The organism is Psychrobacter okhotskensis, assembly GCF_013248965.1.
Taxonomy (GTDB): Bacteria; Pseudomonadota; Gammaproteobacteria; order Pseudomonadales; family Moraxellaceae; genus Psychrobacter; species Psychrobacter okhotskensis.
Genome location: NZ_JABRVQ010000003.1, coordinates 147,506 through 169,929 on the forward strand (window position 1 = coordinate 147,506; position 22,424 = coordinate 169,929).

The window sequence follows — 22,424 nt, forward strand, 5'->3', positions numbered from 1 at the left end:
TATCCAAGTGAGCCAATTATCAATCGATAGCAGGACTGACGTCGCTGTTGTTAGACAATAGATTTATAATTGTTCTATCAACTGCTCACAGTCTTCGTTGGTTAGTTTGGCATTCATGACCAAGCGAATACGCGCAGTGTTTGCAGGAACGGTGGGCGGTCTAATAGGGAGGGCGTAAAACCCTGCTGCTTGTAATTGTTGCGCTTTGGCAATGGTACGTCCATTATCGCCCAATATATAGGGGATAATGGGAGAGTCGTAGCTGGTATGTTGAGTCTTCGGTGATTCCTGATGTCGTTGGGCGATGGCTTGACTGAGTTTTATAGAGATCTGAGCCAAGTGGGCACGTTGGTCAATGAGGTTTGGCATTTTTGCTAAAATAAAGCGCGTCCAGGCGTGATTGATGGGCGGTAGGGCGGTGCTAAAAATCAGCGGACGCATGGTGTTAATGAGCCATTGCTTGACGATGTCATCGCACATGATATAAGCGCCAACTGACGCAAACGCTTTACCAAAGGTACCGACCAAATAATCAATATCCGCCAACGTCTGTGTTTCTTCTGCGAGCCCCAATCCGGTATCTCCTAAGACACCAATGGCATGTGCCTCATCGACATACAACTCAATGCGGCTGTCTGCGGCTTTTAGTTGTACCAATTGCTGTAAGTCAGCGCGGTCACCATCCATACTAAAGACACTCTCAGTGACCACAATAATACGCTCAACACTTGGATCTGCTTGGTCGATAAATGTAGCCAGATGCTCATAGTCATTGTGACGATAGCGACGATAGGTGACCAGCTTGCTTTGGCTCAGACGCATGCCATCGATAATACTGGCATGGACCAGTTTGTCAGCCAAAATCAGCGTCTTGACTGGTAACGTCGTTAGAGCTGGCAAAATGCCAATATTGGCATGATAACCACTGTTAAATACCAATACCGACTTTGAGTATGATTCTGGTTCTGAGGCAGATATATCCTGTCTGCATGCAGCGGCTTGATGCCATTCCTGCAGCTCGCATTCCAGTGCTTGCAGCTGGGTATCGTTGCCTGTGAGCAGCCGCGAGGAAGTCGCACTCATCTTAGGTCGCTTCACCACTGGTAACTGTTGTATCTGCTCAAGGAACTCAGTTTGCAGCTCAGTATCACCACCCAAGCCTAAGTAGTCGTTACTGGCAATATTCAGCAGTGTCTTGCCTTGGCTGACGACATAGCGCCCTTGATGTTCTAGGCTTGGCAAACAACGATATTGCTGCTGGGACTTCAAATGGATCAATGATTCGTGCAGCTGCGCCACTATAGAACTTGCCATATTGAAATATTCCTTCTTTTATTTTTGGCTTTTTGGCATGAATAGAGTGCTTGATGAGTAGGAAGTATTGCACAAATTGGCTACTTGTAACAAAAAGTTTCATATCTAAGCCTTTGTAACCCACACACTGATAAACACTTTCAAATCTTAACTTTCGTACCATTAAACACTGACAGAGTGTCTGAAATAGTTTGTTACTATGTATTCATCGTTAGCAGACAAGGCGATAGGGCCATAAGGCCAATATAAATAAATAACTTGTTTGTCCAAATTTCTTTAAAGGAGCTAATTATGAAAACTCTACAAAAAACTCTACTTGCACTAGCAACTGGTTCTTTACTGACTGTCAGTGCACAAGCTGCCGTTAACTATGGTAATGGCTATACAGGTCAACCGTATGTTGGTGCTAAGATTGGTCAGTTCGATAATGATGTAAGCGGCGACGATCCAACTGCGTATGGTATGTATGCTGGTTATAACTTCGATCCTAATTTTGGTATGGAAGTTGAATATGTTGGTTCAGATGATGCTGATCTAGACAATAATGCTGGCGATTATGATACGAAAACTTATGGTGCGTACGGTACTTATCGTTACACGTTCCCAAATACTGCACTGTATGCCAAAGGTAAGCTTGGTATCGCTAAAACAGAGCTAGAAGCTGATTTTAACGACGGTAGCAGTGATTCAGTGAGTGATACTGGTATTGCTGGTGGCATCGGTCTTGGCTATGCGGTGAATCCTAACTTCAATGTTGAAACAGAATATGCCATGATGGATAGTGATGCAGATACTAAGCTGCTTACTGTAGGCGCTAACTTAAAGTTCTAAGATAATATAGCGTATTTATACCTATAGTCGAAAACGAAGAAACGACCATTTTATATGGTCGTTTTTTTATGCCTGTAAAATATTTTTGCAACACATGTTTACTTTGGTAAATAAGTTGGTATGATACCTCCACTACTAATAACAAGTAGAAAATAGTTGAGTATCATTTGATATTAAACAAACTATTTGTTTATTGAATCCAAAGTTGAGAAAAGTGTATGAAAAATCTACAAAAAGCTTTAATCGCAGTAATCGCTGGCTCAGTAATGACCATGAGCGCACAAGCAGCCATCTCTTATGGTGCTGGCCAATCATACGTTGGTATTAAAGCTGGTCAATTCATGGTAGATGCTGATGATTTAGATGATCCAACCGCATATGGCGTTTATGCTGGTTATAACTTCGATCCTAACTTTGGTGCTGAGATTGAGTATATAGGTTCTAATGACGCTGATGTTGATACAGGTAACAGTGGCATTGACGCTGAATTTGATCTAAAAACTTATGGTGCTTATGGTACTTACCGTTATGCATTCCCAAATACTGGCTTATATGCAAAAGGTAAACTAGGCTTTGCTAAAGCTGAGATTGAAGTTTCTGCTGAGGACTTTCTTGGAAACTCTGGAAGTGACAGCGATAGCGACAGTGGTGTAGCTGGCGGTATTGGCTTGGGTTATAACTTCAATCCTAATATGAGTGTTGAAGCTGAATATGACTATGTTGCTGAAGACCTTACGCTATTAACTCTTGGTGCACATTACAAATTCTAAGCTTTAATTTGTGTGGATGACTAAAAAACGATCACTTTAAGTGGTCGTTTTTTTTGTTTCAGGCTTTCATGAGCACTTATTGAGCTTTTGTTTCTACTCAGGGAAGCGGTAGCAGTATATTAATGATTTTTAAGGCATTATCACGCTAGAAATGTGCTACATTGAAAGCTAGAATGACAAAGACAGGGAATATATCAATGATGGAGACTCTCTGGATGATTGAACCGTGGCATTGGCTGGTATTGGGTTTTGTGCTGCTGATTGTTGAGATGTTCGTTCCGACATTTGCCAGCCTTTGGTTTGGCGCTGCTGCCATCATTGTCGCAGCACTGTCGTGGCTATTACCCATTTCGTTAACTATCCAGATTGTGATTTGGCTGATACTTTCTGCGGTGTTTTTATTGGCATGGTTTAAATTTATTAAACCTCTGTCAGTGGATCGTACCAAAGCGGGATTGGGTGGCAGCGTTATTATCGGTGAGACCGGTATGATTATCGTGCCACCGCAGCCTGAGAGAGCGGGCATGGTACGGTTTAGTGTGCCTATCGTTGGGGCCGCTGAATGGATGTGCCGCACGCAAGGAGAACAAGTGGCCGTCGGTGATCGGGTAATCGTGACCGATATCGTTGGTAATGAATTGGTTGTCAGTAGTATGAAGTCGCAGGCAGCGATACCTAAGAGTATGTAAATATAATAATTAAGCAAATATAATGATAGAGGTGGAATATGGAAAGTTTCAGTATTGTCATGATCGTTTTGATCGCGCTGGTGATGTTTACCGTATTTAAAGGCGTGCGGATCGTACCGCAGGGTTATAAGTGGGTCGTGCAGCGCCTCGGTAAATATAGTCAAACGCTAGAACCTGGGCTAAACCTCATTATTCCTTACGTTGATGATGTCGCTTATAAAGTGACCACCAAAGACATCGTGCTCGACATTCCCTCACAAGAAGTGATTACCCGTGATAACGTGGTTATTATCGCGAACGCTGTCGCTTATATTAATATCGTGCGCCCTGATAAAGCGGTATATGGTATCGAAGATTATGAATATGGTATTCGTAATTTGGTGCAGACGTCTTTGCGTTCCATCATCGGTGAGATGGATTTGGATAGTGCATTATCTAGCCGTGATGAAATCAAAACCAAGCTAAAGCATGCCATCTCAGAAGATATTGCAGATTGGGGTATCACCCTAAAAACCGTAGAGATTCAAGATATTAACCCATCGCAAACCATGCAAGCGTCAATGGAAGAGCAAGCGGCGGCAGAGCGCCTACGTCGTGCGACAGTGACCCGTGCTGATGGTCAAAAGCAAGCCGCTATCCTAGAGGCAGACGGTCGCCTAGAAGCCTCACGCCGTGATGCTGAAGCGCAGGTAGTACTGGCAAAAGGATCAGAGGAGTCGATTCGTTTGATTACTGCAGCAATGGGCACAGAAGAGATGCCAATTGTCTATTTACTCGGTGAGCAATATATCAAGTCGATTCGTCAGTTAGCTGAATCTGACAATGCAAAAATGGTGGTATTACCGGCTGATATCCTCAGTACGGTGAAAGGGATGGTCGGCGATAAGCTGAAGGTTTAACTAAGCATGTTTTAAGCTTAGGTAAGTATGATATAAAAATGGTCGGTGAGCGTTTTACGTGCTGGCTATTTTTTTAACTTTAATTTATACATAATCCTCTCAGTGGGTTTTTAGCGGGTGCTGTTTTTTGTCCAATATTTTTTTGTCCAATAATAAAAATACGCCTATGCAAATCAATAAGGAAAATAATAATGACTGAGCAAGATTTAAATATTGAAATAATGGCTATAAAAGACTTTCCTCAAGGTAGCCCATTACCCTATAGCCTACTTGATGCGACCCATATCAATGCCGCCTATCCTGAGCAAAAACTAGAGATTCGTGGTGGTGGCTATGGCTCGGATGCAGCGGCTCACCCAACCAATGGTAATCAGTTTTATGTCCTTACCGATCGCGGTCCTAATGCCGACTTTGACGGGATTGCTGGTAAAGGTAAGCAGTTTTTAGTGCCAAATTATACGCCGTCTATTGGACTGTTTGAGCTCCAAGCTGATGGCAAAATTATCAAAGTAAAAGAAATAATTCTAAAAGATAGAAGTGGCAATCCTATCTCGGGACTGCCAAACCCAAAGGCTTTTGGCGGCACCAATGAAGTACCTTATGATATCAATGGTCAACCGATGACGGTCAATCCACAATTGCCTTTTGATGCAGTGACCAATCCGATTAAAACTGACATCAACGGTTTAGACCCTGAAGGACTGGCGGCGCTAACAGACGGCAGTTTTTGGATCAGTGATGAATATGGTCCACATCTTGTGCATTATGACGCGGATGGCGTAGAGACAGCCCGTATCAACGCCTTTGCCAATGATGAGCGTAATAATGTAATTATCAATGGAAAGCCGATTTTGTTATCGACGGAATTTACCAAACGCCGTGCCAATCGCGGCATGGAAGCGCTAACCATCACCCCCGACCAAACCACGCTTGTCGGTATCATGGAGTCATCGATGGACAATCCTGATGAGTCAGGGCGACTGTCTAGTTTGGTACGTCTAGTTACGATTAACCTAAACTTAGGGCAAATAGCGCAGTATTTATATCGTCTAGATAGTCCAAAACATGTGACGTCAGGCATTGTTGCGATTAATAACCATGAGTTTTATCTCATTGAACATGACCGCAAGTTCCCGCTACAAGATGAGTCGGCACAAAAACTCATTTATAAAATAGATATTTTGCAGGCAACCGATATTGAAGGTGTTTTAAACACCGAAAGTATTAAACGAGAAGACAATCTTGGCTTGACTATCAATGGACAAACGCTTGAGCAGCATATAGCTACAGACGAAAAAAACTGGCAGATGCTTGAGGATATAAGTATTCAGCCCGTTAAAAAAACCTTGGTCGTCGATGTGCTGGCGAGCTTAGATTATCCGCATGATAAGCTTGAGGGCTTATGGTTACGGCAAGATGGTTCACTGGGTCTACTCAATGATGATGATTTTGCAATGACAGATACAGAGATAGTCAATTCAAAAAGTAGTGTCGAGCAAAAGTATCTCGATAAAGAAAAAACCCTTGAAGATGCCAACCGCTTATATATTGTCATGCCGTCAGAGTAGGTTTATTTATCATCAATTGATTTACCATTAACTGATTTACTATAAAGAAGACGCATTTATCGCAAACCATAAAAAAGACCTCGCATTAGCGAAGTTTTTTTTTATTATAAAGGGTGGATTAAAAAGTTTTAAATTACTTTAGAGAAGCGGTTTTTATGTTTTTTCTCAAGGTATTCATCGAACACCATGGCGACATTACGCCCTAATAGACGACCTTTTGGCAGGACGCGAATACCAGCGGCATCCATGTCAATCAAGCGGTCCTCTTGCATCTCGCCCAATTGCTGAATTTCATCGATAAAATAAGTAATGGCATCGATACCGAATTTCTGATTAACGTCTCTAAAGTCGATATAGTCATGACAGAGTAAATTCATAATCACGTATTCACGCAGACGATCTTTAATCGAGGTTTTAATGACATTGACCGCTGGCATTATCGCTGGATTATCACGCGCGGCATCGATATTTTCTTTATATACCTGCAAATCCGTATGGTTTTGCAAAATATAGCTGCTATTGGCATTAGAGATTTGGCTGATTGACGACACCCCAAAGCCTAATAAATCGCAATCGCCCATGATGGTATAGCCCTGAAAATTACGGTGCAATTTGCCTTCGCGCTGGGCGATAGCCAGCTCATCATCAGGCTTGGCAAAGTGATCTATACCGATATATTGATAACCCGCTTCGCTCAAGGTATTGATGGTGTTACCGAGCATGGTAAGCTTGGCAGCTGGCGTCGGTAAATCCGCCTCTTTAATTTGGCGTTGCGATTTAAAGCGCTCAGGTAAATGAGCGTAATTAAATACCGATAAACGATCGGGTGCCATCTCGATAACACGGCGTACGGTCTTGTCTAGAGTCGTTGGCGTTTGATGCGGTAGGCCATAAATCAGATCCACATTGATAGAATGAAAACCAAGCTCGCGCGCTTCAGTGAGCACATTTTCGATCATTTCTGCCGAATGCACGCGATTGACCGCGATTTGTACCGTTTCGTCCAAGTCTTGCACCCCTAAGCTGATGCGATTAAAACCAAGATTGCGTAGCGTTTTTAAGGTGTCATCACCCAGCTCGCGCGGGTCAATTTCAATAGAATAGTCGCCTTCATCTTCAGGTAAGAATTCAAATTGGGTCTGCAAAAACGCCCACAGTTGACTCATCTCTTCATCACGTAAAAATGTCGGCGTGCCACCACCTAAGTGCAGCTGCTTAACGAGTAGTTTACTGCTGCCCTCTGGCGTGGTCAATAAGCGCCGTTTGTGCTTAATTTCCGCGATGAGATATTGCAGATAATCGCCGGAGTCGCTGTTTTTTTTAGTGATAATTTTATTGCAAGCACAGTAATAGCAAAGATGGCGACAGAATGGAATATGAAAATAGAGCGATAATGGCGCGCGCGCTTCACGATTCTGCAGAATTTTTATTTCTAAGTCATTAGGGATTGGGGAGAACTCTAAAGCAGTCGGATAAGAGGTGTAACGAGGCCCTGAACGATTGTATTTATTAATAATCGCTTCATCAAATGCAGGTAGCTGCTTGGTCATAATACTGCCGCGCGTACTGGCATAAGGGTTGTCTGGCTGCATAACAGGGCGTGTGGTCGTCGGCTGCTCTCCGGCACGATTATAAGGTTGCTCAGTGTTTGGTTCGGTATATTCTGTCATGCGGCATTCCTCGTGTTGACCATATATATTGCTGTTTATTTATCACAAAGTGCACAGCCATATTTATGTCTAAATAGATAGACGCTAGTATAGCAAATCCTTGTGAACAGTAGGGTGTTTGACCCTTGTTAATCTTCTTAAGATTTCGTTGTTGTCTATTCATTGTTTTCTAAAAAGACCGTTAGTTTCTGCCGCTCACTGGCTGTTAACTCGTCAGCGATATCTATCAAAAATACCTGTTTTAGCTGCATTAATACTTCGTCTACGCTTGTCAAAATGCTACTTTTACTGGGTTTGCCCACTTGATGTCGCTGATATTTATGGTTCAATAGAGTATGCCTTACGCCGTCATTATCAAGCCTTGAAGCCATAAGTCTGCGTTTAAAAGGGGAGTTAGGGTAAGTGGAGATATACCAACTGCCGACCACCATATCTATTTTAATTTGTGGTAATAAGTCAAAGACGTAGAGCATCTGCCATTCTGACTTAACCTCACAACATAAGAGGTAGCGTTCATAGTTTACTTGGGCATGTGGCAATATGGGATTTTCGATTTGATTTTCAAAACTGTTGTCTTTGATGATTTTATAACGACCATGCGGTGTGGTTTGTATCTGCGAAGCATTTTGACTGTCGTTATTTTTTTGATTAGTGTCTTCTTGGTTATAAGTGAACAGCAACGGCGCGCTGGGCACTAGGCCACCATAACCCACATCAACCAAATAGTTTTGGCCATTGATGCTCACCATAATGGCCATGTGCGTGCGAGCATTGTGCCTCTCAAGCTGATTGTTGATGGTCACTACCCCAGTAATGATTCTCGCCTCATAACCCAAGTGGCGCAGCAGCGCCAAAAATAAGCCATTAAGCTCATAACAGTATCCGCCAGCACGGCGCTCAATGAGCTTGTCATAGATTGAGCGGTCTTCTAAATCAACGGGTCGGTCTACAAGGGTGGTTAAACTTTGAAACGGAAACTGGGTTAAATGCGTAAGCTGTAGGCGTTTTAGGTGTTCTAAGTCGGGTATGATTGGCTGATCAATCTCTGATGCTGTAAACCCAAGTTGTTGCAGATAATGGCTGTAATTAATATTGGTCATAAATAATCCTAGCGTAGTTTCTTTTAGGGCATATCTTCATTTAGATGGCTACAGTGAATGAAAAGTAATATCGATACATCAGGCACTGCTGACATCCATTTTTCTTGCTTGCTGTGCCTGTGTAGACAGAGGCTACAAAAAATTGATATCAGCAATACCGTCGCGTTTTTAGGATGTTTTGACTATATATTTAGATGATTATAGATTGAACTGAAAACATACCCCCGAATAATATTAGCAAAAAACCCCAGAATTTATCTGAGGTCTTGTGTATACGTTTACCGATAGTTACTGCAAATGATCCTCAGATTATTCTCTTAATTCAATCTTATCACCAACTGCTTGCGCGGATATCTCGCCAGCACTAAAGGGGACACGAATCCAATCTTTGGCAGAGTAGCGACGCGTCTGATCACGGTGATAAGGCCGCGTGCTATCTGCTGATTGTGAGTACGCTAATAACGCTTCTACGATCGGTCCTTTGTCATCAAAGGTCACTGTCTGCATATAGGTGGGGCCATTAATAATGGGGCCGTAAGTACCGTCACTGTTTGTTGTGGTTGTCGTCTTAACGCCATTTCTAATGATTTCTCTACCTCGAGACTGTGCGACATTGAAAGCCCCTTCACGACCAAGTCCGCCATGCATAGCGATTTTCTCGTTACTCTTACCGGCATCAATCACGTACTGCAAATCAGCCAAACTTGCATCGAGGGCTATGTTTTTGCTAGTAAAGTAAGCAATCGAATCACCTAGGGCGGTACGCGTATTTTCGTTAATGATGAGATCGCGTGGCGTATTGACGGGGTCGTTGACGTCGAATTTGACCTCAAATGCGGTGTCAGTGGTTTCGGTGAAGTTGACATTGTTCCAAAACTCTCTAAAGACGTGTGCACCTTTGCTATCAAGGTTGTCACGGCGGTCCCAGTTGCTTAAAACCGTACAGGCTTGCGTGGCATCGATACTGCCGCCAGTGGATAGCGGTAACATAGCGTTGTCATTACAATCAGCCAATACATCATCAAGTACCAGCTCCGCCACGTAGCTACGGTTGCCATAGACGACTTCTTGCATATTTTCTAGATTAAAAGTATTGCCGCCAAGCTCGTCTTTATTGCTTAGTCGATCCAATATTTGAGTAAGTCCCATGCGAGTACGCATCAGTAGGGGAACGCCATTGACGGGATTAGGCCCTAAGAAAGGTACTAAACGCCGACGTAATAATGGCGAGAATCCGGTCAATGGCTCCTCAGGATTGCTCAACCAGTAGCTGTCATTTGAGTTTTCGACATAGTCATCACGAATCAAAAATGGCAAGTTTGAGCGACCAAAAATACCCGCTTGTGGCGAGTCCGCATCAGTGCCCCATTCGCAGGCAGCATCGCTACCGTTTAGTGCTGGCAAGTCTGCTGCGACCAAAGCCCCAAGGAAAGGCCCTGCATTGGCACTACAGGCTTCTAGCTGCTCTTTAGTCACATGCGGCACGGTTGAGATATCAGCATAGAGCGCCTTGCCGTAACGGTCAGTCGCGATGGTATTGACGAACCCAAGACCAAGGGTGTCCTGCATTCTATCGACCAGATCTTCTACACTAGTGGCTTGGTTCATACTGCGCCATTGATTTAACGCACGTGGATTTTCTGAAGCGGCATCGCGAATCGTATAAGCCAGATTGTTAGCGCCCCACGTTGGCAAAAGATCACTAAGGGTATTGGCCGCTAGCATAGGTCCATATTGTGATAAGTATATGGGTCGGACTAGGGTCTGATCATCAGGGAGCTGGATGGTCACATCAACGGCTTCAATATCACGCTGCTCAAGGGCACCATCACTGTTTTTATAGATATACTTCATCGGATCACCAGCCACCAGATTGAGCTGGTAAAGGGTGAAGCGTTTGGCGGTAGAGACGGTATGGCTCCACGCGACGTCCTTATTAAAACCAATATTAGGGAAGGGTTGACCTTGCTGACCGACCCCCATCACGTCAAGCTTGCCTGGCATTGTTAAATGAAACTCATAAAACCGCTGAACGCCTTCCCATGGCTCATGAGGATTGCCATACATTACACCACTGTCAGTGCCGGTGACCTCGCTACCAAAGGCATAAGCATTACTACCACCATCCATCACATTAATCGTCGTCATATCGAATTTTGGCGCGGATTCTACGACTGGATCTATGTTAGCGCTACGCATTCTAGAGCTGCCCATTACGCTATTTTCTACCGGCGGTGTCGCGGCCACAATCGCGCCGACGAAGTTAGAAAGCCCACCGCGTAGATTGGCTTTGCCATAAAGTGTGAGCAGATCATTGATATCGATTTCGCGTACCCACTCGACACCAGCACAATCGGGATCAATATTGTCAACGCCTGTATCACGCAGATAGCGACTATAACCTGCCGCATAGCCTGTTACAGCATCGATAACTTCTGGATCTTGCGCCGCTAAAAAACTGCTGCGCCTCTCTGGAGAGTTATACCAGGTATAAAATACATCGCTGGCCATATTGCCTTCATCACCCAGATACAGCATGCTCTGACCACTGGCCACTACGATTTCGTGTGCGAGCGAGCAGATATTATCTTCAGCGAAAGCATAGCCGACACCATAACCCAGCCCCTTATAATCCTTGGCAGTAATATGGGGGATACCAAACTGGGTACGCTGAATATCGGCCTCATATGTCGCGGCAGGGGTATCGATATCGTCATCGTTAAAGCTATTGTCATTATCCGAGCAGCCGAATAACGCTAAGGACACGGCCATTGTGAGTAGCGTGAGCGTGGGCGCTCGCTGATTTCTGACCAATATATTCATTGTTTTCACCATCCATGGTTAGTTTTTACGATTTAAGGCGCTGATAATCCATTTATCTAGCCTGCTTTAAACGCTCAATAAATTGCTATTGTTGCTTTTAGTGTACAAATACTCACTAATCATATACCCAAAAGAAAATACTTTGCTAGTCAGTTAACAAAATTATTTGTCAGACAAAAATAAAAGTTAATAATTATTTTATTCTTTCAAATCATGGTGTTAATCATTAAAAACTTAATAGGTAACATTTATTAAAAGATGAGGGCGTGAAGTAGTTGGCTAATATCTCGATATTATCTGCGCTGTTTTCCTTGTTTGACTGTAATTTACCTCCTTTTTATCACTATTTTTAAAATGAGGGCACGGTCTAGGATGCGTACTAGAAAATAGACGTTTAGCAGCAATCAAGCCATTCGAATGATAAAAAACACGACATTTGCGCGTTGATAAATAATGCTCTATTATCAATAGCTCCCTGTATCAGGAAACGCTGATGTCGTTTGCCCAAGTCTATACCCGTTCAGTCGTCGGTTTGCATGCGCCAAAAGTCATTATTGAGGTGCATTTGTCACAAGGCTTGCCCGCATTGACCATCGTCGGTCTGCCAGAAGCTGCTGTGCGCGAGAGTAAAGATAGAGTGCGCTCAGCGATTCTTAATTCTGGATTTCAGTTTCCCAATCGTCGCCTGACGATTAATCTAGCACCAGCAGACCTGCCAAAAGATGGCGCACGGCTGGATTTGCCTATTGCTATTGGCATCTTGGCAGCCAGCGATCAGTTGGATCCAGAGGTACTAGCAGGGTTTGAGTTTATCGGTGAGCTTGCATTAAATGGAAATTTGCGGCAAGTCACTGGCAGCTTGGCCGTTGCTAGAGCCATAAAGGCGGAAGTGTTGGCGTCCAAAGTATTACAGACAGCAGATAATGATGAATCAGAATTGACGGAGCAGGATAAAGAACCACAAACGCCGCAGTTAATCGTGCCGCTCGATAATGGTGCTGAAGCTAGCCGTGTCGAGGGTGTAGAGATATTGGCAGCGGATAGTCTAAAAGCCGTTTGCGATCATCTGCAATCTTTGACCAATCCAAATGCTACTTATGAGCGCTTAGCGATTGTACCGCCAGCTGCGATAGAAAAACACACGGGTTATAAAGTGGACTTGGCTGATGTCAAAGGCCAACATCATGCGAGGCGAGCCTTAGAGATTGCCGCTGCTGGTGGACATTCGCTGTTGTTTACAGGCCCTCCCGGTTCAGGTAAGACGTTGATGGCCTCGCGGCTACCGACTATTTTGCCAGATTTGAGTGCTGAGGATGCGTTAGAAGTTGCTAGCACCTATTCGGTCGCAGACAGTGATTATGATTATGGGACAAGGCCATTTCGCCAAGTTCATCACACCATATCAGCCGTGGCTTTGGTCGGTGGTGGCTCACGTCCCAAACCGGGTGAGATTACCCTTGCCAATAAAGGCGTGTTATTCCTTGACGAATTACCGGAGTTTGATCGTACTGTGTTGGAGGTGCTGCGCCAACCATTAGAGGCGAAGCAAATTACCATCAGTCGTGCCAACTCGCAGATGACCTTTCCAGCCAACTTTCAATTGGTGGCAGCGATGAACCCGTGCCCATGTGGCTATGATGGTGACGGCTCAGCAAGATGTCGTTGTCGTCCCGAGCAGATTAAGCGCTATCAAGATAAGCTATCAGGCCCATTACTCGATCGCATTGATTTGCATATTACTGTGCCGGCGCTACCTATCGCCGACTTGCAAAATGCTCAAGCGGGTGAAACCTCCGAGCAAGTGCGAATTCGGGTCGCTGCCGCCCACAAACATCAATTAAAGCGGCAAAAAAAGGTCAATAATGAGCTAAGTCCTAGCGAGATTGATCAATATATTCAACTAGGAGAGGGCGAGCAGCAGTTATTGCAGTTGGCTCAGCAACGCTTGAATTTATCTGCTCGTGGTTATCATCGAGTTTTGCGCGTTGCTCGTACCATCGCAGACCTCGCTGACAGTACCGATATCACTAGCGCACATGTGTCTGAAGCATTGAGCTATCGTAGTAAGTAGCTGGCGTGATGTTCAGTAATTTATCATTTATCCTTGTAAAAGATAATCAACCAGTGTGGCAAAGTCATCAAACGCTGCGGTAGGATTGAGCTCACGAATATCCTGCCCATAGTTATAACCATAAGACAGTCCAAGAGTGTCCATATTAGCGTTTTGTCCTGCCAATATATCGTTTCTTGAGTCACCAATCATGACTGCTTGTGCTGGAGTTACATCTAAAGCGTCGCAAACATGCAGTAGCGGCGCGGGGTCTGGTTTTTTAACAGCTAGACTATCACCGCCCAGCACTTCAGCAAACAAATCCTGCCAGCCAAAGGATTGTAATATTTTGGGAACAAAGCGAATCGGCTTGTTGGTCACTAATGCCAACGTATAGCCTGCATCTTTCAGCTTCTTTAGTCCGCTATCGACATATGGGTAGGCAATAGTTTTGCTACCGCTAATATTATTGTAAGCCTCAAAAAATACCTGCTCGGCATGATCAGCTTCCTCGACCGTCAGCTCACCTTCTAACACCTCTACCTTACCCACCATCGCGCGCTCGACCAGCATTCTTGAGCCATTGCCGACCCAATTACGTATGCTGTCAATAGGGTAGGTCTCTTTGCCGAGCGTGGTCAGCATCGCATTGGTCGCATCAGCCAAATCTGGTACGCTATCGATTAAAGTGCCGTCGAAATCAAAAATTAAAAGTTGCTTATCCATTATTCCTCGCTATTGAAAGTCGTTATATTTATTATGTTTGGTATATCGTGCCATACCTTAGCACAGTAGTGTTTTGAGACCAGTCAATTTAGTTATTTACTGTTCTTAATATCATAAACATCAGCAGTCACTCGATATCTTTGTAGCGTTCACGATGCTCTTTTTTCATTTTTAGATAATCTTTGTTCTCGCGGCACTCATCCCATTTTTGTTTAAAAATACGGGCAGATTCTGCTTTAATCGGATCTTCCTCTTGCCGTGGTAACTCTGCACGACCATGTGCGCCGCTTTGGCCTTTTTTATCATCAGGTACTGGGCCTTTATATTTTTTACCGCCTTTATGATTGGCATAGCGGCGCGCGCGGGTATAACCCATTTGGATAAATTTGCGCGCCATATCGGCACCGACAAAGTCATCGGCAGCCAGATAATCTAAAAACATCTGATAAATGGTCTCGCTGCTTTCAGTTGCAATATCAGGCGTGGCGAAGCGCCAGTGCGGCAGTATCTCAGACTTATAAGGCTCTACCAATAATACGCCTTGCTCACCGCGACCGACGCGATACAGCTCAGGCTGCGCTCGCAAGTCTAAGTTTTTATAATCCAAATCATAATCAAATTCTCTCATCGCTTATCCCTATTAGCATTTATCTGTCTTATTTAGCATTATCATTGCTATCGAGTATACTGAGCACTGCCGTCTAAAAAACAGCACAGAAATGTTATGCAACCGTGACAGTAAGCGTTTAGCATACGAAGCGTAGCGAACAGAATCAATCATTAGGCAGGTTTGAGTAGGTTAAGGTCATGACAGTTAATAAAAATATCCTAAATAAAATCAGCTTAGCTGGCGCGACTTTTGCGAGGTCATTAAAAAGGGTACTTATGATATCAGCGCTGCTGCTGATAAGTGTGCTAAGCACCAATGTTGCCCATAGCGCATGGTTTGAGCGTTTGATTCCGCAAGGTGAGACCTATACGGTACGCGAGATAGATCGTGATTTGGCATTCGTCATTGATGGTTTTATTTATGACGCGCGTACTTCTTGTTTTTTAGCCGTGGGCGATCGGGTGGTGTTTTTTGAAGGCCGTCACGGTATTGATTACCGTGCCACTATTTATGACTTGGATTCACGCGAGCGTTGCGAGGTGTTGTTGCGTCGGCGACTCTGATAACAGATGCTATGGATCAAACAATAAATGCTATTAACGACAGCCATAAAAAAAGCCCCAAACATTAAATGTCTGGGGCTTTTTAGAATTCTTAAACGAATGGTGGCTCGAGGCAGGTTCGAACTGCCGACACACGGATTTTCAATCCGTTGCTCTACCGACTGAGCTATCGAGCCGTCTTCGTTGAGGCGCTATTAAACTAAATATAGACGTTACTGTCAAGTGATTTTTGCATAATAGGCGATAAAAAGGCATAAATAGTCAAATATAAGGTTTTAACCTTAAGATTAATCCTTAACGCGCAGTAGCTCATACTCGCTCATAATACGATGAATATCCGCATCAACAGGGACGAATTCACGCACGCCTTTTTTTACTTCGGCATCATAAACCAGTTTAATAAACTTGGCATCGATAGCACGACCACGATTTTGGCTATGAACAGTAAGATATTGCAAGCGCTTGGCATTGGTCTGTCCATCGTCAAAGCAGGCAACAGCAGCGATAGGCTTGTCATTGAACATACCGACGTAAAGCGTTTGACCACGCTTAAAACCCTGCTCAACGAGGCTTAATACCTCGAGACCACTTGGCTGGTTATCATCGCTGTCATACAAATCATGCAAGCGCTCCGAGAGTTCATTCTCACGTGCAGGTTTTTTGATAAGTGGCGCATCCAAACGGTTGATGGCAATCGCTTCTAAGGGCATAATCGGTTCCTATAATGTGAGACAGCACAATGTCATGGAGTGTAGGGCCGTAGAGTATGGGTTCTCAGAGTCGGCGCGAGTAATGATTGATAAAACTGAATCCACTATTTTAGCAGAATGACACGATTTTGTGCGTGGTTTACTGCTCGGTCGTGGCAGGAGTGGTTAGGGTTTGCTATGATGAGCATGGGCAGCATTTTATATGCATGAAACCAAGTAATTCATTGTTGTACGTCGACGCTAACCGTATTTTATCTTAGATTTTTCGTTAGTAGCTGATGCAGCTGTGAATGATCATTTATTAAGCGCTTTTTCGTCCTATTTTATTGACCGCTTTTCATTAATAGAGAGTAGCCATGACCGCCAATTCAACAACGACAGCCAATACAACTGGGCAAAACCAATCTTCCAATGTAAACCTACACGGTCACCCTGAACGTATCGCCACCGTTGAGCGTATTACTGCAGAGACGCAAGTTACCTGTACCGTTAATCTTGATGGTACGGGTCAAGGCACTGTAGACACTGGCGTGCCATTCTTGGATCATATGATTGATCAAATCAAGCGTCACGGTTTGTTTGACTTAGATATTAAATGTACCGGCGATACCTTTATCGATGATCATCATAGTGTAGAAGATACGGGTATCACGCTTGGTCAAGCCTTTAATAAAGCTTTAGGCGATAAAAAAGGCATCCGTCGTTATGGGCATTTTTATGCGCCACTCGATGAAGCCTTGACGCGTGCAGTCGTTGATCTATCAGGTCGTCCGGGTTTGCATATGGACATTCCTTTTACTCGCTCACACGTGGGCAAATTCGATGTGGATCTATTTAGCGAATTCTTCTACGGCTTCGTCAATCACTCGTGGATGACGGTGCATTTAGACAACCTCAAAGGTAAAAATAGCCATCACCAGATTGAATCAACCTTTAAAGCCTTTGCTCGTGCGCTACGTATGGCTTGCGAATATGATGAGCGCGCTTTGAATACCTTGCCGTCGACCAAAGAGGCGTTCTAGATGAGTAGAGCTACAAAGATTGCACTATTAGATTATGGCATGGGTAATTTGCACTCTGTCAGTAAAGCACTGTCGAGCGTTGGCGCAGAAGTCTCTATCACTAATGACCCAAAAATCGCAGCGGTGGCGGACAAAATAGTCTTCCCCGGTGTCGGTGCCATGCGCGACTGTATCGCTGGCATGCATGAAGCAGGCATTGATGAGGTTGTACGTCAGGCGATATTCAACAAGCCTGTCATGGCCATCTGCGTCGGTATGCAGGCGTTATTTGAGCAGTCATCTGAGAATGGTGGTACAGATTGCCTTGGTATTTTAAAAGGTAGCGTAGAAGCGTTTGACCCGACGTGGCAAGACGAACAAGGTGCGACTATTAAAGTCCCGCATATGGGTTGGAATACCATCAGCGGTATGGATGTTGATCATCCATTGTGGCATGGTATCGAGGACAACGCCCATTTTTACTTCGTGCACAGCTATTACTGTGCGCCTGCCGACAGCTCACAAGTGGCGTCTATCTGTGATTATGGTCAACCGTTTTGTGCCAGTATCATTCAAGACAATTTATTTGCGACCCAGTTCCATCCAGAGAAAAGCCACACTGCAGGTTTGCAACTGCTCAAAAACTTCGTCGAATGGAATATTTAGAGAGACGCTAAACGTGAAATGAATATTTATTTTAGTATGAGGGTAGATTATCAATTGTATAATCTGCCTTTTTTATGTTCAGTTATAAATTTTTAGCTATACTCTCAGTTATTTTCTACTTGCTTATATTTGGAATACTCTAGTGGATTTCACCACCTTTAAAATCGATATCATTGAAGTAACCGGACTGGCTAAAGATGCTCTGCATATCTATGTCGGTGTCGGCGTCTATCTTTTGTGTCTGCTTGTGCTGCTGCCTATTATTAAAAAGCAAGGTATTAAGTCCTTTATAGCTTTAATCGTCGTCACGGGTATTGCTTTATTGGGTGAGTATTTAGACAACCGCCATATCATTAGACCGAGAGGGCTTTTTGCATTAGGAATGGTAGACATCAAGGCAAGTCTCCATGATTTGATCAATACTTGCCTGATACCTTACGTGCTTTATGGGTTGAATAAATGGACTAAGATTTTTCGTCCCACCGCACCTGCGCCAACCGTTAGATTATTAAAAAAACGATCTTAGCTGATTACCATAAAAATAAGGTAAATTAATGCAGTTGTTTTTCAAACCTAAAAGAGGCGCTATGACCATGTTTATCTCCACAAAGTTTCAGTCTTACGCTGCTAACCTTCTTCTGGTAGTAACCGCTTTGCTACTTAGCTTTGGCAGTTACCATTCGGCAATGGCTGCTCAGAATGTCATTAAATCGACAAACCCCTCCATTAAAAAACCATCAGCCCACGCAACACCTGTACCTGTCAAATTACTTGATACTAATGAGTTAAATCGAATAACGCATTTGTCAGTAGGCAAAAAAGATCAATTTTTTCCAGCTGGCAAAGTACTCAATGACTATCTTAAAATTGAATTAATAGATAAAGCCTTTTTTGAGAAAAAACGTCCGCTCGCTGTCGATTATTTATCACATAAAAACGCGATTAAAAAACAAGATGGCGTCATATCCATTCAACTGGTTAAAGACTCTGTGAATCTAGTAGATATCGATAGTGACGATGATGGTGAAACGTATCGCTATATCGGTCAAATCGATGCCTTAGATCAGCATCTGGTTGAAGTACTGCGTTGGGAGAGTCAAAACTATCAAATGTTTGATCAAGTTGAAGGGTTCTTAACTCAAGAGTTTTCAGCTTATCCTTATCTCTCACCAAATAAACGCTATATCATCTCAGCTTATGCCAACCCATATGAGGGTCATACCGATCTCGGACTCTATAAAGTTAAAGGCAGAGAGATCATCCCTGTTATGAGTGCAGGCTTTAAAAATTGGATGCCTATCACTGATCCTGCTGATATATTTTGGGCGAGAGACGGCTATTTATATGTAGCGGTGACTCATAGCGCTAGTGCCACGCAGATAGGCGGTCGCGTCAATGCACAGACGCAGTATATTAGGATAAAAGTTGATTTATAGAGTGGTTAGTTGTTACATAGAAAACTCTGCAACTTAACAACCGACCCCTTACAAAGCTTACGAAACATAAAAACTCTCCTCTATTTAACGCCTTTTTAGTTTGTTACCTTACATTTAGACAAAAGCTGAATCGATATGCCTATCAGGTTTATCGATTGAGCTATCCACAACTACAAATAATAAAAAACCTATCAAAAAGGAGTCACTATGAATATCCAAGACCTATTAGATAAGGCTAAAGATACGTTGGGTTTAGAACCAATACAAATTGAGGAAGGAGTTTATATTCCCTCCGTATCCTCGCTCAAGATAGCAGCACCGAGCAAAACTAACTATGATAATACCGATTATGACACACCTTATACGGGTGATAAAAAAATTATGATGGTCTGCACCGAGCAGCAGTACATGACTATGACCAATGATAAAAAGTTCGATACAGGCAATCATCCAGTTGAGATGATGGTTCCGTTACTGCACTTTAAAAAGGCAGGCTTTGAGGTAGATGTATTCACCCCGACAGGTGAGCCGGTAAAGGTTGAGCAGTGGGCCATGCCAGAAGATGACGAAAACGTTAAAGAAATCTATAGCGAGTATGAGTCCAAGCTCAATAATCCAAAAAGTATTGCTGACTTTGTCAAAAATGACATGGCTAAAAGTGACGACTACGCCGCTATCTTCATTCCCGGCGGTCACGGCGCGATGCTAGGCTTACCTGAAGATTATAATCTTGGTGAACTGTTACGTTGGGGTCACGAAAAGGATCTATTTACCTTAGCCATCTGTCATGGACCAGCGGCTTTATTGGCGGCTAATTTAGAAAGTACTGATAGCTCAGATGCAGACAATAACGCTAATAAAGACTTTATTTTTAAAGGCTATGAGATGGTCGCGTTCCCGACAGGTATGGATAAGCAAATGCCAAAAATTGGTTATCTACCGGGACTTATGCCATGGTACTTTACAGAAAAGTTAGAAGATTTGGGCGTCACGATTAGCAATAAACTTGCCTCAGGACAGACGCACCAAGATAGAAAGCTGATCTCAGGTGATGGGCCATTGGCGGCTAATGAGTTTGGTAAAATCAGTGCCAAGGCTTTATTGAAAGAGCTTGGCTAGATCGTTTTCAAATATATATAGCGCAAAAAAACGGACTATTTGATAGTCCATTTTTCTATTTTTTGCTGTTATATCAAACTCAAAAAATAGGGTGAATAATACTCAACTGCTTTAGCTTTTGTAGGGTGCGCCCCGCGCACCGATAACAGAGTAATAGTTTATAGTTGGTGCGATGAAGCGCACCCTGCGTCTACTTTAAAATAAGGCGCTCAAACTATTCACTTAATCCCATCATATAACCCACGAACCACCTCACCAATCACCGCAATACCTTTGGTCAACGTGTCTTCATCCGCCGCGATACTCATACGAATACACTCGTGCGCGTGCTTATAATCGCTAATATCAACACCAGGGAAGAAGTGCTCACTCGGTACAATAAGCGTGCCTTTTTCTTTGAGAGTCTCATACAGCTCAGAGGTACTAATCGGCAAATCCTTAAACCATAACCACAAGAATATCGCCCCTTCTGGTTTATGAATCACTAGCGGATATTCGCCTAATTCCTTTTTAAGTAGTGTAACTGCTGTCTTAGCTTGCTGCTGATAGAACGGCTTGATCACGTCGTCAGATAATTGCTTGATTCGATCATCGGCGACTAGTGGCGTCGCAATCGCTGCGCCAAAACGTGTCGGTGCTAAATTCACCACCGCATTCATGGCGCTGACCGCTTCAATCACCTCGCTATCGGCCACGATAATACCCGTACGCATACCGGGTAGACCAATCTTCGATAAGCTAAAACAAAGAATCGTATTATGATCCCAATTCAAATGCGCGTCTGAATAAATGATATTAGGGAAGGGCATGCCATAAGCATTATCGATGATTAACGGCACGTCATAGCGCTTGGCAATCTCAGCTAACCGCGCCATTTCTTCATCGGTGAGCACGTTACCCGTGGGATTGGTCGGACGCGAACAGCAAATCGCACCAATACGACCTTCAACTAGCGCGGGCAAGCTCTCTAACGCTTCAAAGTCCACGCGATATTTAAAGAACCCTGCTTCGCCATCATGAGTCACTTCATCGATATGCGGTAACACGGCGGCAAAATGCTGACCTTCGACATGCACATCGCTATAGCCGATATATTCAGGCGTTAGTGGCAGTAGAATAGATTTATCGACAGATTGATTGTCGTCAACCTTAAAAGCCCCACCAAATAAGTTAAATAAATAGAAAAAAGCATTTTGCGAACCATTGGTCAAAGCGATGTTTTCTGCGCTCAAATTCCAATCATAATGACGATTAAAGAAGCTGACCAAAGCCTCGATAAAAGCCGCATCGCCCTGCGGATTAGAATAATTCGCCATACTGATGATTGAGGTGCTATTCGCTTCACCTGTATCATTATCATTGCCAAGCTCTCGATAAGTCTGCAAAAACAGCTCATTCACCGCCTCAATCTTGGCAGGATTACCGCCGCCTAGCATATTGACTGGTTGATCGCTTTTTAGCGCATCGCCCAAGTCATCCATCAATTGCGAGATACCAGTAGGCTGGGTAAATTTCTGACCGAATTTTGAGAATTTCATAAGAGTACCGTGGGGCTAATGAGGGGTAGGAGTTATTTGCGTGCAAAGTGGCGCTATTATAGCAAATGCGAGGTACGGGTATAAGCGTAATAAAAAAACGTCCTCTAAATCAATAGCGAGCGTTTTGGGTTTGCTGTTTTAGGGGCTTGTGGTTTTGGAGCTGATCCTGCTTTTTGCTTATAGTTGGCAGTCTGTGGCGTACAGCACCTAAACACAGTAGCGTTCCAACATTCGAGCGACCTGAGGCGGGATAAAGCAAAGCACTGCTTTGCCCCAACGCAAGAGAAAATCTGTGATTTTCTGGTTAGCAAGGTGCTGTAAGCGCCACAGTCCACCAAGCT

Annotated in this window: 20 protein-coding genes and 1 tRNA gene; 12 read left to right on the top strand and 9 right to left on the bottom strand. The window is 43.7% G+C overall.

All coding sequences use genetic code 11. From position 1 onward, the window contains the following. Positions 1-63 precede the first annotated feature (63 nt). The gene (locus HQR03_RS02935) at positions 64-1,314 is read right to left on the bottom strand and encodes an 8-amino-7-oxononanoate synthase (protein WP_173239071.1); all 1,251 of its coding nucleotides are present in this window, start codon (positions 1,312-1,314) and stop codon (positions 64-66) included. Between the two features lie 291 nt (positions 1,315-1,605). On the opposite strand from HQR03_RS02935, the gene HQR03_RS02940 reads away from it, so the two are divergent. From HQR03_RS02940 to HQR03_RS02960, 5 genes are all read left to right on the top strand, one after another. Continuing rightward, positions 1,606-2,145, top strand: a complete 540-nt coding sequence (locus tag HQR03_RS02940) for a porin family protein (RefSeq protein ID WP_173239072.1) — start codon at positions 1,606-1,608, stop codon at positions 2,143-2,145. Positions 2,146-2,363: 218 nt separating this feature from the next. Continuing rightward, the gene (locus tag HQR03_RS02945; RefSeq protein ID WP_102083169.1) at positions 2,364-2,915 is read left to right on the top strand and encodes a porin family protein; all 552 of its coding nucleotides are present in this window, start codon (positions 2,364-2,366) and stop codon (positions 2,913-2,915) included. 197 nt (positions 2,916-3,112) lie between these two features. Continuing rightward, positions 3,113-3,604: an NfeD family protein gene (locus HQR03_RS02950; protein ID WP_051395162.1), complete on the top strand. Its 492-nt coding sequence runs from the start codon at positions 3,113-3,115 to the stop codon at positions 3,602-3,604. Between the two features lie 38 nt (positions 3,605-3,642). Further along, complete coding sequence (locus HQR03_RS02955; RefSeq protein ID WP_025651960.1) at positions 3,643-4,503, top strand: SPFH domain-containing protein; 861 nt, start codon at positions 3,643-3,645, stop codon at positions 4,501-4,503. 191 nt (positions 4,504-4,694) lie between these two features. Next, positions 4,695-6,071 carry an esterase-like activity of phytase family protein gene (locus tag HQR03_RS02960; RefSeq protein ID WP_173239073.1) on the top strand — a complete coding sequence of 459 codons (1,377 nt, stop codon included), beginning with the start codon at positions 4,695-4,697 and terminating at the stop codon, positions 6,069-6,071. 128 nt (positions 6,072-6,199) lie between these two features. Here HQR03_RS02960 and hemN read toward each other — a convergent pair whose 3' ends face one another. The 3 genes from hemN to HQR03_RS02975 form a co-directional block, all read right to left on the bottom strand. Beyond that, positions 6,200-7,741 (bottom strand): oxygen-independent coproporphyrinogen III oxidase, encoded by a 1,542-nt coding sequence (gene hemN / locus HQR03_RS02965; RefSeq protein ID WP_173239074.1) that lies wholly within the window; start codon positions 7,739-7,741, stop codon positions 6,200-6,202. Positions 7,742-7,896: 155 nt separating this feature from the next. Next, complete coding sequence (locus tag HQR03_RS02970) at positions 7,897-8,841, bottom strand: arylamine N-acetyltransferase family protein (RefSeq protein ID WP_173239075.1); 945 nt, start codon at positions 8,839-8,841, stop codon at positions 7,897-7,899. Positions 8,842-9,150: 309 nt separating this feature from the next. Further along, entirely contained in the window at positions 9,151-11,664 is a 2,514-nt protein-coding gene (locus HQR03_RS02975; RefSeq protein WP_173239076.1) for a penicillin acylase family protein, read from the bottom strand. Between the two features lie 493 nt (positions 11,665-12,157). Between HQR03_RS02975 and HQR03_RS02980 the strand changes: the two genes are divergently transcribed. Beyond that, positions 12,158-13,735 (top strand): YifB family Mg chelatase-like AAA ATPase, encoded by a 1,578-nt coding sequence (locus HQR03_RS02980; protein ID WP_101211858.1) that lies wholly within the window; start codon positions 12,158-12,160, stop codon positions 13,733-13,735. Positions 13,736-13,762: 27 nt separating this feature from the next. Here HQR03_RS02980 and HQR03_RS02985 read toward each other — a convergent pair whose 3' ends face one another. Both HQR03_RS02985 and HQR03_RS02990 read right to left on the bottom strand, forming a co-directional pair. Then, positions 13,763-14,440 carry a phosphoglycolate phosphatase gene (locus HQR03_RS02985; RefSeq protein ID WP_173239077.1) on the bottom strand — a complete coding sequence of 226 codons (678 nt, stop codon included), beginning with the start codon at positions 14,438-14,440 and terminating at the stop codon, positions 13,763-13,765. 127 nt (positions 14,441-14,567) lie between these two features. Further along, on the bottom strand, positions 14,568-15,068 hold the full coding sequence (locus HQR03_RS02990; protein ID WP_025651954.1) for a DUF4385 domain-containing protein: 501 nt from the start codon (positions 15,066-15,068) through the stop codon (positions 14,568-14,570). Positions 15,069-15,247: 179 nt separating this feature from the next. Here HQR03_RS02990 and HQR03_RS02995 point away from each other — a divergent pair, with 179 nt between their 5' ends. Continuing rightward, the gene (locus HQR03_RS02995) at positions 15,248-15,613 is read left to right on the top strand and encodes a hypothetical protein (protein ID WP_173239078.1); all 366 of its coding nucleotides are present in this window, start codon (positions 15,248-15,250) and stop codon (positions 15,611-15,613) included. A gap of 100 nt (positions 15,614-15,713) precedes the next feature. On the opposite strand, the gene HQR03_RS03000 is transcribed toward HQR03_RS02995, so the two are convergent. Then, positions 15,714-15,789: transfer RNA gene (locus HQR03_RS03000), tRNA-Phe, on the bottom strand. A 111-nt stretch (positions 15,790-15,900) separates the two neighbouring features. Beyond that, the gene (locus HQR03_RS03005) at positions 15,901-16,323 is read right to left on the bottom strand and encodes a hypothetical protein (RefSeq protein WP_173239079.1); all 423 of its coding nucleotides are present in this window, start codon (positions 16,321-16,323) and stop codon (positions 15,901-15,903) included. 356 nt (positions 16,324-16,679) lie between these two features. Here HQR03_RS03005 and hisB point away from each other — a divergent pair, with 356 nt between their 5' ends. The 5 genes from hisB (at position 16,680) to HQR03_RS03030 (ending at position 20,545) form a co-directional block, all read left to right on the top strand. Further along, positions 16,680-17,345, top strand: coding sequence for an imidazoleglycerol-phosphate dehydratase HisB (gene hisB, locus HQR03_RS03010; protein WP_025651951.1), 666 nt, complete (start codon positions 16,680-16,682; stop codon positions 17,343-17,345). Next, positions 17,346-17,990 carry an imidazole glycerol phosphate synthase subunit HisH gene (gene hisH, locus HQR03_RS03015; protein ID WP_173239080.1) on the top strand — a complete coding sequence of 215 codons (645 nt, stop codon included), beginning with the start codon at positions 17,346-17,348 and terminating at the stop codon, positions 17,988-17,990. A 142-nt stretch (positions 17,991-18,132) separates the two neighbouring features. Then, positions 18,133-18,516, top strand: a complete 384-nt coding sequence (locus tag HQR03_RS03020; RefSeq protein WP_025651949.1) for a hypothetical protein — start codon at positions 18,133-18,135, stop codon at positions 18,514-18,516. A gap of 67 nt (positions 18,517-18,583) precedes the next feature. Next, on the top strand, positions 18,584-19,426 hold the full coding sequence (locus HQR03_RS03025) for a hypothetical protein (RefSeq protein ID WP_173239081.1): 843 nt from the start codon (positions 18,584-18,586) through the stop codon (positions 19,424-19,426). 207 nt (positions 19,427-19,633) lie between these two features. Then, complete coding sequence (locus HQR03_RS03030) at positions 19,634-20,545, top strand: DJ-1/PfpI family protein (protein WP_173239082.1); 912 nt, start codon at positions 19,634-19,636, stop codon at positions 20,543-20,545. Positions 20,546-20,763: 218 nt separating this feature from the next. On the opposite strand, the gene HQR03_RS03035 is transcribed toward HQR03_RS03030, so the two are convergent. Then, the gene (locus HQR03_RS03035; protein WP_173239083.1) at positions 20,764-22,083 is read right to left on the bottom strand and encodes a valine--pyruvate transaminase; all 1,320 of its coding nucleotides are present in this window, start codon (positions 22,081-22,083) and stop codon (positions 20,764-20,766) included. Positions 22,084-22,424 lie beyond the last annotated feature (341 nt).

What these genes read in the sequence shown, in the direction of transcription:
- HQR03_RS02935 (WP_173239071.1), bottom strand. Translation starts at nt 1,314, where the DNA reads ATGGCAAGTTCTATAGTGGCGCAGCTGCACGAATCATTGATCCATTTG.
- HQR03_RS02940 (WP_173239072.1), top strand. Translation starts at nt 1,606, where the DNA reads ATGAAAACTCTACAAAAAACTCTACTTGCACTAGCAACTGGTTCTTTA.
- HQR03_RS02945 (WP_102083169.1), top strand. Translation starts at nt 2,364, where the DNA reads ATGAAAAATCTACAAAAAGCTTTAATCGCAGTAATCGCTGGCTCAGTA.
- HQR03_RS02950 (WP_051395162.1), top strand. Translation starts at nt 3,113, where the DNA reads ATGATGGAGACTCTCTGGATGATTGAACCGTGGCATTGGCTGGTATTG.
- HQR03_RS02955 (WP_025651960.1), top strand. Translation starts at nt 3,643, where the DNA reads ATGGAAAGTTTCAGTATTGTCATGATCGTTTTGATCGCGCTGGTGATG.
- HQR03_RS02960 (WP_173239073.1), top strand. Translation starts at nt 4,695, where the DNA reads ATGACTGAGCAAGATTTAAATATTGAAATAATGGCTATAAAAGACTTT.
- hemN (WP_173239074.1), bottom strand. Translation starts at nt 7,741, where the DNA reads ATGACAGAATATACCGAACCAAACACTGAGCAACCTTATAATCGTGCC.
- HQR03_RS02970 (WP_173239075.1), bottom strand. Translation starts at nt 8,841, where the DNA reads ATGACCAATATTAATTACAGCCATTATCTGCAACAACTTGGGTTTACA.
- HQR03_RS02975 (WP_173239076.1), bottom strand. Translation starts at nt 11,664, where the DNA reads ATGAATATATTGGTCAGAAATCAGCGAGCGCCCACGCTCACGCTACTC.
- HQR03_RS02980 (WP_101211858.1), top strand. Translation starts at nt 12,158, where the DNA reads ATGTCGTTTGCCCAAGTCTATACCCGTTCAGTCGTCGGTTTGCATGCG.
- HQR03_RS02985 (WP_173239077.1), bottom strand. Translation starts at nt 14,440, where the DNA reads ATGGATAAGCAACTTTTAATTTTTGATTTCGACGGCACTTTAATCGAT.
- HQR03_RS02990 (WP_025651954.1), bottom strand. Translation starts at nt 15,068, where the DNA reads ATGAGAGAATTTGATTATGATTTGGATTATAAAAACTTAGACTTGCGA.
- HQR03_RS02995 (WP_173239078.1), top strand. Translation starts at nt 15,248, where the DNA reads ATGACAGTTAATAAAAATATCCTAAATAAAATCAGCTTAGCTGGCGCG.
- HQR03_RS03005 (WP_173239079.1), bottom strand. Translation starts at nt 16,323, where the DNA reads ATGCCCTTAGAAGCGATTGCCATCAACCGTTTGGATGCGCCACTTATC.
- hisB (WP_025651951.1), top strand. Translation starts at nt 16,680, where the DNA reads ATGACCGCCAATTCAACAACGACAGCCAATACAACTGGGCAAAACCAA.
- hisH (WP_173239080.1), top strand. Translation starts at nt 17,346, where the DNA reads ATGAGTAGAGCTACAAAGATTGCACTATTAGATTATGGCATGGGTAAT.
- HQR03_RS03025 (WP_173239081.1), top strand. Translation starts at nt 18,584, where the DNA reads ATGTTTATCTCCACAAAGTTTCAGTCTTACGCTGCTAACCTTCTTCTG.
- HQR03_RS03030 (WP_173239082.1), top strand. Translation starts at nt 19,634, where the DNA reads ATGAATATCCAAGACCTATTAGATAAGGCTAAAGATACGTTGGGTTTA.
- HQR03_RS03035 (WP_173239083.1), bottom strand. Translation starts at nt 22,083, where the DNA reads ATGAAATTCTCAAAATTCGGTCAGAAATTTACCCAGCCTACTGGTATC.